10 protein-coding genes and 1 pseudogene are annotated in these 10928 nt (G+C 59.2%); 7 read left to right on the forward strand and 4 right to left on the reverse strand.

Going from position 1 to position 10928, the window contains the following annotated elements; genetic code table 11:
* Positions 1-65: 65 nt before the first annotated feature.
* Positions 66-876 (reverse strand): annotated as a pseudogene (locus tag SLH47_RS25780) (transposase); the annotation flags it as partial.
* 23 nt (positions 877-899) lie between these two features.
* Here SLH47_RS25780 and SLH47_RS26495 point away from each other — a divergent pair.
* Entirely contained in the window at positions 900-1112 is a 213-nt protein-coding gene (locus SLH47_RS26495; protein WP_413785684.1) for an integrase core domain-containing protein, read from the forward strand.
* Between the two features lie 17 nt (positions 1113-1129).
* Here SLH47_RS26495 and SLH47_RS25785 read toward each other — a convergent pair whose 3' ends face one another.
* Positions 1130-2719 carry a hypothetical protein gene (locus SLH47_RS25785; protein WP_320243961.1) on the reverse strand — a complete coding sequence of 530 codons (1590 nt, stop codon included), beginning with the start codon at positions 2717-2719 and terminating at the stop codon, positions 1130-1132.
* Between the two features lie 105 nt (positions 2720-2824).
* Here SLH47_RS25785 and SLH47_RS25790 point away from each other — a divergent pair, with 105 nt between their 5' ends.
* The 5 genes from SLH47_RS25790 to SLH47_RS25810 all read left to right on the forward strand — a co-directional run bounded on the left by SLH47_RS25790 (position 2825) and on the right by SLH47_RS25810 (position 9351).
* Positions 2825-3949 carry a phosphatase PAP2 family protein gene (locus SLH47_RS25790; RefSeq protein ID WP_320243963.1) on the forward strand — a complete coding sequence of 375 codons (1125 nt, stop codon included), beginning with the start codon at positions 2825-2827 and terminating at the stop codon, positions 3947-3949.
* The gene (locus tag SLH47_RS25795) at positions 3940-5802 is read left to right on the forward strand and encodes a hypothetical protein (RefSeq protein WP_320243965.1); all 1863 of its coding nucleotides are present in this window, start codon (positions 3940-3942) and stop codon (positions 5800-5802) included. Before SLH47_RS25790 ends, SLH47_RS25795 begins: the two co-directional genes overlap by 10 nt.
* Before the next feature lie 72 nt (positions 5803-5874).
* Positions 5875-6315: a hypothetical protein gene (locus SLH47_RS25800; protein WP_320243967.1), complete on the forward strand. Its 441-nt coding sequence runs from the start codon at positions 5875-5877 to the stop codon at positions 6313-6315.
* Between the two features lie 153 nt (positions 6316-6468).
* Positions 6469-7557 (forward strand): hypothetical protein, encoded by a 1089-nt coding sequence (locus SLH47_RS25805; protein WP_320243969.1) that lies wholly within the window; start codon positions 6469-6471, stop codon positions 7555-7557.
* A 24-nt stretch (positions 7558-7581) separates the two neighbouring features.
* Positions 7582-9351, forward strand: coding sequence for a S8 family peptidase (locus tag SLH47_RS25810; RefSeq protein ID WP_320243971.1), 1770 nt, complete (start codon positions 7582-7584; stop codon positions 9349-9351).
* A 168-nt stretch (positions 9352-9519) separates the two neighbouring features.
* Here SLH47_RS25810 and SLH47_RS26500 read toward each other — a convergent pair whose 3' ends face one another.
* The gene (locus SLH47_RS26500) at positions 9520-9882 is read right to left on the reverse strand and encodes a DUF1731 domain-containing protein (RefSeq protein ID WP_413785685.1); all 363 of its coding nucleotides are present in this window, start codon (positions 9880-9882) and stop codon (positions 9520-9522) included.
* 424 nt (positions 9883-10306) lie between these two features.
* Positions 10307-10486 (reverse strand): hypothetical protein, encoded by a 180-nt coding sequence (locus SLH47_RS25815; protein WP_320243972.1) that lies wholly within the window; start codon positions 10484-10486, stop codon positions 10307-10309.
* Between SLH47_RS25815 and SLH47_RS26505 the strand changes: the two genes are divergently transcribed.
* Positions 10433-10630, forward strand: coding sequence for a hypothetical protein (locus SLH47_RS26505; protein ID WP_413785686.1), 198 nt, complete (start codon positions 10433-10435; stop codon positions 10628-10630). The two genes, SLH47_RS25815 and SLH47_RS26505, sit on opposite strands and share 54 nt — an antisense overlap.
* Positions 10631-10928: the final 298 nt, after the last annotated feature.

Below are 10928 nucleotides of genomic sequence, written 5' to 3' on the forward strand. Positions count from 1 at the left end.
ATCACATTCGAGGAGCGAGCTATGAAAGCTTAAGGTGCCGTCCACGAAACCGGCAGCAGGCCATTCAGATACGTGAAGTCTGTCTGCCAGAGCTGGTTCGGTCGTGCTGTCTTGTCACGGAACTCGTCGGCTGCCGACAGAACTACATAGGCCGGGCTGGCGATCAGGTCGTAGGACTTGAGGACACGGTACACGGAAGACTCTGATACAAAATACTTTTCTGTGTCGGTGAACTGTACGGCCAACTCGCGTGGCGACAGATCGCTTTCCTTCAGAGCCAGGTCCTTGACCTTCTCGCGCACTGGCTCTGGGATGCGGTTCCAGACCCGTGATGGCTTAGGACTGCGGTCCTCAAGCGCCCCGGAGCCGCCGGCCAGATACCGATCATACCAGCGGTAAAAGGTCGTTCTGGGGATGCCGAGCTTATCCAGGGTGCGTTTGGTCGGAAGGTGTGACCTTTCGACGAGCCGGATGATCTCCAGTTTCTCTGATGCAGGGTACCTCATGCGGCGTCGTCCCCATCCCCGAGCATGCTTTTTTGAGCAACCGCAGCTCCAGCGCCTGTTCGGCCACGACCTCTTTCAAATCGCGGGCTTCACGGCGCAAATCTTTGACCTCGCTCGATGTCGCCGCACGTGCCGTGTCGCCCGCCAGGCGCTTCTTCCCAGCTTCGAGAAACTCCTTCGACCAGCTGTAGTAAAGGCTCTGAGCGATGCCCTCGCGACGGCACAACTCCGCAATGCTGTCTTCGCCCTTCAGGTCGTCCAGCACGATCCTGATCTTCTCTTCAACAGAGTACTGCTTGCGTGTGGCACGGCGGATGTCCTGGACAACTTTCTCACCGTGGCTCTGCTTGGTTCCGGGTTTCTGTCTCATCTCCACTCCTTGGTGGTTACGATGTGCCAGAAACCCTCTCTTATCAAATCACCCTAAACTGTCGCATTGGTGCTGACGTCAGACATCACAGCACCAAACAAGCCCAGGTCGCCATTAATGTCTGGCTCAGACAATACAACCAAATCCGGCCACATCATGCCCTAGGCATGCGCCAACCTGCAACAGAAACCTTACTAGAGAAACCCAAAATTAGTGGTACTGAACGAGGGGGCTAGACACTGTGACCCGTAGATCAAACGACTTTGGCCTGCCGGAGCTGCCTGAGTATCGCGACATCAATGGAGCGAAGCGGGTACTCAGGCTCGGTCAGGATATCCGGCGAAAACCCCGGTTCCTTTGCAGCCAAAGAAGAAAGCGCGCTGCGGCAACCCTGAAGGTCGTCAGCCATAAACCGGAGTGCGGCAAGGAACCTGAGTGGGGGAAGGAAGCCAGCGGCCAACTCGTGGGCCGTTTCGGCGTGGCGAAGCGCCAAAGTGGTATTGCCGTGGCTCATGGCTGTCGTGCAGCAGAGCGTGGCCCACCAGGCCGGGTTCGGTAGCCCAACCGCAAGCTGTTGAGCAAACAGCGCCCTTTTGTAGGCGCTCTGTCCGTCTCCAAGCCGCGCCTCTGCCTTGGAAAGCGCCGCGACTGCAAGCGGATCGAATGGATCGATATTGACCGCATACTGGGCAAGGTCATGGGCAAGTGCAGGGTTGCGATCAAAGTCTGCCAGTTCCGAGCGGACGGCGAACGCCTCTGACAAGGTTGGATCCAGTTCGATAGACCTTCGGCTCAGTGCGCGCGCCTCCTCAAGCGCTGATTTTTCGCAGGTTGCCTTTCGCTCAATCACCAGCCAGCCAAGATAGAGCGCGCGTCGGGCCGCAGAACGCGCAGCGACCTCATCGATTTCAAGCGCGCCAAGCGTTTGAATTGCATCAAGCAAATCGCAAGCGTCAAAACTGCGCGGCATCGACATCGCCTTGCAAAAGGCGGCAGATGCATGCTCGACATCGGAGGCATCAGGCGGCAGTTGCATCAATGCGCGACCTATGGCTTCGGCGGTGAGATTGGCAAATGGGTTCAGTGGGTCTTGCCCCACCAATCCGCCTGGCAAGTCACGGTCGTTGGTCCAGATGATTTCGTCTCGCCGGGTATTCGCCACGGACACTTGGGCCAGCACCCGTCCGCGCACCCTGGACAGCCGCAGATCAACGCGCAGCTCTGTGGCAAAGCGGGCTGTGTCGCTGTCATCGTCGGGGTCAATCCGGACCAATGCGCCGGTTGTGCGCGTCAGACGGGCTGCCGTTCTGATCGCAAGGGTCTGCGCCAAACCATTCAAGTGATCGTCATCGCCGCCGTTGGGATAGATACGGACAACACTGCGCAGTGAATATGGTCGTCCCTCATCCAGAAACGGTGCGGCCCGAGCCGCAGCGCCTCCATTGCGCTGCTCACTCAGCCAAACCTCAAATTCGGCATCATCAATATCGAGTCCCTCAGCAAAGACTGGCCCATCCAGTACGGTTTCGGGCAGCCGAACCTGAACCGAATTGGGGTCGAGTGCAATGTAGCCGTGCTCGCAGATCAGGGCAGCACGATGATCTCCGAGGGACCTTCGCAGATCCCAAAGCGCGTAGCGAAGGGCAGCCGATCCTTCGGGCTTGGTTTTGTCGCTCCAAAGCTTGTCCTGGATCCATGAGCGGCTGCGCCGGTATCCTTCAGTTGCTCCAAGCAATGCAAGCACGGCCCTGGATCGCATCAGCCGTGGTGTCAGATTGTATCCGTTTCGGTCGTGCAGGCTTACAGGACCGACAAGATCGAGGATCAGAGGTGCAGGAACCATGGATCGGCGGTCTCCTCTGGCAGACTGTACGAGCGATTCGTGCTACGGTCCGATTATGTCAAATTCTGAGATTTCTTTCTTCGGATAGATTTGGAGGGCACCGCCATGCCGATTTTCAGCCTGTCGGGACAGATGGGTCAAATGGGACAGATGGGGCAAATGGGACAAATGGGGCAGATGGGCGTCGGGCATGCCGGTCAGGCATCACCGCTTTTGGCCAACGCCCTTGACATCAGCCGCGACGGTATTTTGGGCACAGAGGCGCTCGCCGAGATTGACGCTGCCCAATTGCCGCCGGACGTGGCGGCTGATTTGCCCGAGCGGCTGGCGATGCTTGATCATGTCTGGCTCTCTTCAACATTGGTCGCTGGTCTTCTTGATGGCATCGTTGTGCGCAGCGATGCGACAGCAGAACGCAGCACGGTGCAGGTCTTCCAAATTCAGGAGAGTAACGCAGCCGATGGGCACCTGACGCGGGCCTACGCCCCGATTGCCACGCTGACACGTCCAAGCAATGCAGAGTTTGCCGGGATGCTCGATTTTCTGCGAGGCTATGCAGAACTTCGGCCTGAACGCACATCGGAGATTTTGACCCAGATCACTGATCTGACTTCATTTTTTGCCGCTGTTGATGACCTGCGCGCAAGTCGTTCCCGCTGGACGCTGGAACTGATGGAAGTCGCACTGCGGGTGACGCATGTCGTTTGCGCGCGGGTCAAGCACGTTCTGGGATGTCCTAGGCCTGCAACCTTTTCACAGCTTATCCAGCCGATGATCGATACGCCACCTCACGGCACCTTGCCCAGTGGCCATGCGACCGAGGCTTTCATGTTGGCCGCCCTGTTGTGCCACATAGCGGGCGATGACCCCATGGAGGCGCTGCTGTCGCACGCGCCGCGCTTTCGCCTCGCCGCGCGAATTGCGATCAACCGGACGATCGCAGGTGTACATTTTCCGGCCGACAGCGCGGCAGGTGCGGTGCTGGGCCTGGCTCTGGCCGACCATTTCGCGGCGCGCGCCACAGGGACGAATGTGCCGCACCGAAGTTTTGGCGGCGCGGCCTGGGCTGGCATGGATTTCCACCTAGGCGCGATCGAGCAAGCTTTCTCGGACAACAGCACAGGCAGTGCCATGACAATCACTTCAAACGGAGAGGCAGCTCTGGCCGACCCCGGGCTGGGTTGGTTGTGGGGCAAGGCAACTGATGACTGGAATGCGCGGTGGACCTGACCTGGCGCAAGGAACTTGGCAGGCTGACCGGTGAAGGGTTGGGATATCCTTATTCGCACTGGTGGCGAGATCACGAGGCGCAAGCTCAGGCAGCACGCAGTCAGGGCAAGGTCGATGCGGAAAAACAGCAACGTGCCTTCAATCGACTCGTCACTGACGTAGGCAAATTCAGCAACATCGATGATAGCCGCATACAGGATATCCTGGAGAGCTTCCCCTTCGATACGGCGATGCCGGCGCTCCTTGATGCGGTCGCGATCAAGGCCGTCGGCCCTGAAGACCCTGACCCGACCGACGAAACCGCGCCCGCGTTCACTGAACTCGATACGACCCTCAGGCGAGGGGATTCAATCGTAGCGGCAATTGATGATGGCGCCTTTTTTGCCCATCAGATGCTGCATGACCCACGCGACGGGATCAGTCTGGACTGGGTGTGGCTGCAGGGCGCGCCACACGCTGCAGGCAACGAACTGGTCTGTGGGCGCGAATTGCAGCGTGGCGAAATCAAAGAACTGATCTCGCAGCATCGAAAACCCTCGGGACTGGTCGATGAAGAAGCGCTTTATCGCGAAGTCGGACTGATCGACATGACCGGCGGATCACCGCAAAGCGCCGCGCGCCGGCAAAGCCATGGTATGGGTGTGATGGATATGCTGATTGCGGACCGTGATCCGGCGACAGCGCGCCGCCAGCGACGCCACCGTGCCGGGCGGGTCCATGTGCTTTGGGTCAGTCTGCCACCGCGCGTGACACATGATACGTCAGGCACTTTCATTCCGTTCTTTGTGCTGCTCGCTCTTCACGAACTCTTCAAGCGCATCGCCGAACTCGTTGACAGAGATAGCAGTCTGGCGGTGCCGGTGGTGATCAACATGAGCTACGGGTTGACGGCCGGGCCGAAGGACGGCACTGGCCTTTTGGGCCGCTATGTTGAGGAACAGCTGGCATTGTGGGACGCGGCCCGCGCGCATGCACAAATCAGCTTTTTTGTGCCTGTCGGTAACACCCGACTGACCCAATCACGGGCACGGGTTGAAGCCGGCACAACATCCCCGCTTTACTGGCATCTCGCACCCGACGATCCCACTCCCAGCTTTGCCGAAGTCTGGGGCCCGCGTCGTGACGCGCGACCGGACCGTCCGAGCCTGGGGTTGGGCGTATTGCCGCCCGGTGTCGCAGAGATGTTGCGTGCACCTGTGCCCGAAATCTTTGACAGTTTTGCCGACCTTTCAGATGACAGCAGCAACGTCGCAATGCGATGCTATTGGCGTTGGGTACCTGCAAGTCTGAAAGCCCCGGATGGACCGGGGCGAGAATGCATGGTGCTTGCAGCCCAACCAACCCGACCGGGCGGGCCAAACGATGTTTTCATCCGCCCCGGACGCTGGCAGATTGAGGTCGCTTCTGATGCGGGTTTGCCGCTAGATTTCTATGTGCAGCGCGATGATTCACTGCCGGGTTATCCGCGCCGTGGGCGGCAGTCTTGGCTGGAAGACAACCAATACGTAAGACGCGACCCGGCAGGCAGGCTCCTGATCCAAGACCCCACGCAGCCCGGGCCGGTACGGCGCGAAGGCACGTTTAATGCGATTGCCGCAGGACCGCTCGTCCGGTTTGTTGAAGGCCTGCGCCTGGGCCCGTCAGGCCCGGGGGCGGTTGCGGCATTCTCTGCGCTTGGCCCCGGTCATTTCGCCGAACTGGCCGAAGGGACGCCCGCCTGGCCCTGGTTAACGGTCGCTGGTGCGCGCAGCGGATCGCGCGCCCAGGTTCGCGGCACCAGCTTTGCCGCCCCTCAGGCCGCTCGGAAGATGGCGCTGACCCCGGTCGCCGACACGAGCTCATCCAACGTTTAGCAAACGCCACTTGATCTACCCTCCAACGTAGCCGGCAATTTTTGTCGGTGCAAAACCATTGGAGGAAAGCAAATGCTACGTTCAGATTTCGCCTGGCTGAATTTCGATACAGAGTTCGTTCAGCCCAACCAGGAGGCCACCCGGACCTTCTTTATTGATGACGAGCCGGTCCTTGCAAGCCGCGCTGGTCAATCGGTGAGCTCCGAAGGCTACATCATGATCCAGGCTGAGAATGTGGGCAATTCGTCAACCGATGAAGGCGATCCCATCACCCACCGGATTCTCATCAACGGCGAGCATCTGCCGTCGTTTGACATGGTCGCTCGCGAAGGCTGGAACCTGTGGATGGACCGCATCCCGAAGGGGATCCTGAAGAAGGGTGAAAACCGCCTGACTGTCCGCCGTCGCGCGGTGGACCGGTTTCGCGTGGCCAACATCATGGTTCAGTGGCGTGAAAAGAGCGCCGCAAGCGGTGGTGTGGTCGGTTCCACCACCGTGACCGCAAACGCGTAGGGCATCGGGCGAACCGCGCTAATCCGGTTCGCCCTTTACCAGAGAGTTCAGCCGTGGCGTCTGCCCATGGCCCAAAGAAATGAATAGGAAAAACAGATGATTACCATATTTTTGAAAAGAGCTTTTGTTGCCCTCCCACTTGTCGTGCCAGCGATGGCACATGCGCAGGGATTGCAACTTTGCGCACAGGAAAATGCCGGATTTGTCGTTGCGATCCAGGAGGATCAGAATTGTGATCAGCTCCCTGGCAGCTGGGTATCGCTTGAGATTGAGGACACCGATTGGAGCGGTGCCGGCACCGGTGCGATGCGTACGGGCAACCCTGAAGATCGGGTGTCGATAGGCGACATCGATCCGTCGGCCCGGCTGCACGTGGCATTTAGCGGACGCGAAGACGCTGCCGTCATCGTTGAAAATCCGACGACAGAGCAAGAGGCGCTGCGCATTGAGGCCAACGGTCAGACGGTGCTGGGCGGTGTTACCGGCAACAACGCTCAGTTCACGGTCAACGCGCCAGAGAATGAAGAGGTGATCCGGGCCCGTGCAGGCGGTGTGACATCCTTTGTGGTTGCAGGCGATGGTCAGGTCGGCGTTGGCACGTCTGTTCCTGACGCAGCACTTGGCGTGAGCGCCCAGAGCGATGAAGATCCCCTGCGCATCCGGACGTTCGGCTCAGCACAGCCAGCACTTGTTTTTGATGCCGAAGGTGACCTTGGTCTTGGTGTGCCAGAACCTGAAGATAAGCTTGCAGTGCGCAACGAGGGCCTTGGGAGGGCCGGCTTCTTTCAGACCGACAACACCGGCAACATCGCGGCCGCCCTTTCGGCAACAACAACCGGACGAGGGAGCGCTTTGTTCGCCAATGTGCTGAACAGCCAAAGCACCAGCCCCGCATTGCACGCCATCCACCAGGGTGCAGGGCGCGCCGGGCAATTCGAAGGTGATGTGGTCGTAACGGAAAATGTGGGCATCGGCACTTTCGAGCCCGGAGCCAAACTTGTCATTCAGGGGGATGACGACGGCACGGATATGGTCGTGCGCGACAACCGTTTTGCCCGGATGCGGATGGTGGCAGAGGATCCGGCGCAGAACGTCCGCCTCACCTTGCAGGCCCGTGGGACTGCAGATGCGGAAAGGGCGGAAATCGGGACGATTTCGGATCACGGCATGGTGCTGTTCACCAATGGCCAGACCCGCATTCGTCTTCAGCGGAACGGTGCTGTCTGCATCGGCAATTGTTGAGATCGAAGGACAAGGAGTAGCATCATGTTCAGAACACCTCTGATCATTGCAATGTTAATTGCCACTGCAACTTCGGCCGTTGCACAGCCCGCGCAAAACTTGCGCCCCGTACCGCCTGCCGAAGCGTATACATTGCCCGACGACACACCTGTAGAGAGCGTCACCATCAAGTTCCGCGAAGGCAGCGCGGTGCGGCTCGATGGCACACGCTTAACGGCGATGGAGCGTACTGCACGAGAACAGCAGGCATTGCGAGATGGCCGTTTGACCGAAGGTGACGTCAGTTCGGCGCTCGCCACTGTCAACCGGCTGGCTGCGGGCACTGCTGGTGTTGCGCTCGAGGCAGCACGCCCAACCTTCACGGCATCTGTCGACGAGCTTCGCGCACGTCGTGAGGCGGGCGAGCGGCGCAGTGGACGGACGCTGGCCGACCTCACGCTTTACACGACGCTCCCATTGGCCGAAGGCACGGTTTACGGCGATGTGGCCGGTTTTCTGCGTGAAATCAATGCGCTTGCCATTGTGGAAGTAGCCTATGCCACGCCGCCCGCAACTGACCCACAAGCCGATGCCCCACCACCAACACCCGACTTCGCCTTGCAGCAGGGCTATCTTGACGCCGCTCCCGTAGGGATCGACGCGCGCTATGCGTGGACCATTCCGGGTGGCACCGGTAGCGGGGTCCGGATCATTGATGTCGAGCAAGGGATCAATGTCAGCCACGAAGATCTGCCGCCGCTCTTTTCGGTTGGCGGGCAGATCAGGCCGGGTGCGAACAATCGCGATCACGGTACTGCGGTGATGGGTGTGCTAGTTGCCGCTGATAATGGCTATGGTATCACCGGGATCGCCCATGGTGCCGAGGCAGGCTTTGAAAGCCACTTCGGACCGCCGACCGATGCTGACGCGTTCAATGCGGCGGCCGCGCAACTGGACGCCGGCGACATCATCTTGATCGAGATCCAGCGCACCGGTCCGGCGAACGGACAGACATGCCCTGCGGGTTGCGGCGCTTGTGCCGAAGATGCCATTGCCATCGAATTCTGGCAGGCCAACTTCGACGCGATTGAGACGGCCACGGCCAACGGCATTGTCGTGGTCCAGGCGGCCGGCAACGGAAGGTCTGACTTTGACGATCCGGCCTATGGCGGGCTGTTCGACCGGACGATGCGTGATTCCGGTGCGATCATTGTGGGGGCTGGAACGTCCGACACGCGCGAGCCCACCTGTTTCAGCAATTTTGGAGAGCGGGTTGATCTTCAGGGCTGGGGAGAGAACGTAGCGACACTGGGCTATGGCACGCTTTTTGATGGGATCGGCCCGCCCGATGGACAGAATGGGGTAGGACTTGTGAACCAGCGCTACACCGGTGGTTTCAACGGGACTTCCTCGGCCTCGCCCATCGTGGCCGGTGCCGCAGCGGCGGTGCAAGGCGCGGTGATTGCAGCCGGGGGCGATCCGCTCACATCGACCGAGATGCGGGAAGTGCTCCAGGCGGGCGCGACACCTCAGGCCCCTGATGTGCGAAACATCGGACCGCTCCCCAATCTGAGGGGTGCGATCGACGCGGCCTTGCACCCAGAATGCGCCCTGCCAGCGACGGGGGACTGGATCGTTAGCGAGACCTGCGTGGTAAGCCAAAACCGTTCGGCTCCGGCAGGCGTGCAGGTTCAGGATGACGCGCGGCTCATCGTCCTGCCACGCGTTACGCTTGATCTGCCTTTCCAGCAGCACGCGCTGCAGGTCCAACCAGCTGGGCAGGTCCTTGTACACCCTGACGGACGTATCCGCTGACGAAGAAAAGCGGAGCGCCCGAACTTGCCGGGCGCTCCGCCTAATTTCCAAATCCGCTTGCTGCCGTACGTCAAATCGCGAGCCTAAGTCTTCGACTTGCAGACTGCGTGTCAGTCCGACTTGTTTGACCCGCGACAAACGGTCTTGCGACGCCTCTGGCTTTTCCTCTCACGCAGAGTTTTTCCTTCGCGTGCAGCTCATTGAACCAGAGTCAATGCGTGTAGGCTGTACAATGCGAGCGTCCTTTGCACCTAGAATCCAGCGCAGCATGGGTTGCAGCTCCGGATAGCGGAACTTGAAACCCTGCCGCAGTAGCTGGCCTGGGACCACGCGTTGACCGCCAAGCATGGTTTCCCGTGCCATATCCCCCAGAATCATTTTCAATACCCAACCGGGGTACCGCAAGAAAGCTGGTCGATGGAGTGCCACGGCAAGCGCCTTGGTCATGTCAACACGTGAGTTGAGGACATCCGCCGTAAACTGATCCACGAACTGCCAGATACGTGAGAAGACAATGTTGGCGACAGGCATCCAGCGGTCTACAGGATCGATCGACCCATCTTTGATCCATCGTAATACGCAAGAAATTGGCGAGTTGCGGACATTTTTGATTTGGGCAGCGAGATGAATGGTCGCTCATGACGGCGTCAGTGTCGTAGATCACTGCCTCATGTGCTTCGGTCAATCGACGTGCAATAGTTGATTTGGCTGCTCCGCTTCCGCCGCCGATCCAACGGACATGCGACAATGCCAAGGAAGGATTGTTTGAAGAGTTCACTTCTGAGGAAGTACCACAAGTCTCAATCGGATTGGAGTGCCCTTTGGGCCTAACGTGCCAGAGTAGACAGTCGCGCAATTGCAGAAAGCACGCTTCGTCCGCGATGCCACCATAGAGGAGTTGGTCCTCCTTGTAGCAGAGGGCATGAGAGACGATACGCCAGAAAGCCTTTTGCGCTCACAACCCTTCATTCGGCTTAATAGGGATGCCGTCGTGGGTAGGCAGATCGAGGCTTGGCCGTAAAGCAATGATATCGTCATGAACGATGCGATGGAGTTGGACAGGCTGGAGGCAATCTCCAGCATGGTCGCCGCCGACCTTGGCATTTCGATTGTGCCGCAAAAATGCCTGCGGCATGACGATCACCTTCCGCTGAGAACAATTCCGTTTGGCCCAGATGCGCCTCGACGAGCACTCGGGCTCTTGAGTCATCGCAATTCACCCAAGGCCAAAATCATAGGCCTCGCTCAGATCGCTTGCCGAGCAGCACTATCAAATTGAGAACATCTGGGTCGGGCCATGATGGTCTGAAAGGGTGTAGAACTCCGATCTTCAATTGTCGAAGAGAAGTGGTAAAGAAGTTGGTACCCCAACACCCGCCACTGCCGAGATCGAGTACAGCGAATGTCTCTTATGACGGGCCGCATTGCGGTATCGGAGCAATGTGTCGAGAGGCTGGCTTTGGCCGCGATCGGCCAGACTAGTCTGGTTGAACACCGTATGCCTTGGCGTGGTAAGGGACTTTGTGTCTATGCTGTTCTTCTTCTGCGAACAGGCAGCAACCTTTGGTTTGTCTCAT

The organism is Cognatiyoonia sp. IB215182 (assembly GCF_033963905.1).
In the GTDB taxonomy this organism is placed as follows: domain Bacteria; phylum Pseudomonadota; class Alphaproteobacteria; order Rhodobacterales; family Rhodobacteraceae; genus Yoonia.

Bases quoted from the DNA above. Each gene is read 5' to 3' on its own strand.
- SLH47_RS25785 (WP_320243961.1), bottom strand. From the start codon at position 2,719: ATGGTTCCTGCACCTCTGATCCTCGATCTTGTCGGTCCTGTAAGCCTG.
- SLH47_RS25790 (WP_320243963.1), top strand. From the start codon at position 2,825: ATGCCGATTTTCAGCCTGTCGGGACAGATGGGTCAAATGGGACAGATG.
- SLH47_RS25800 (WP_320243967.1), top strand. From the start codon at position 5,875: ATGCTACGTTCAGATTTCGCCTGGCTGAATTTCGATACAGAGTTCGTT.
- SLH47_RS25805 (WP_320243969.1), top strand. From the start codon at position 6,469: ATGGCACATGCGCAGGGATTGCAACTTTGCGCACAGGAAAATGCCGGA.
- SLH47_RS25810 (WP_320243971.1), top strand. From the start codon at position 7,582: ATGTTCAGAACACCTCTGATCATTGCAATGTTAATTGCCACTGCAACT.
- SLH47_RS26500 (WP_413785685.1), bottom strand. From the start codon at position 9,882: ATGCCTGTCGCCAACATTGTCTTCTCACGTATCTGGCAGTTCGTGGAT.
- SLH47_RS26505 (WP_413785686.1), top strand. From the start codon at position 10,433: ATGGTCGCCGCCGACCTTGGCATTTCGATTGTGCCGCAAAAATGCCTG.
- SLH47_RS25815 (WP_320243972.1), bottom strand. From the start codon at position 10,486: ATGCCGCAGGCATTTTTGCGGCACAATCGAAATGCCAAGGTCGGCGGC.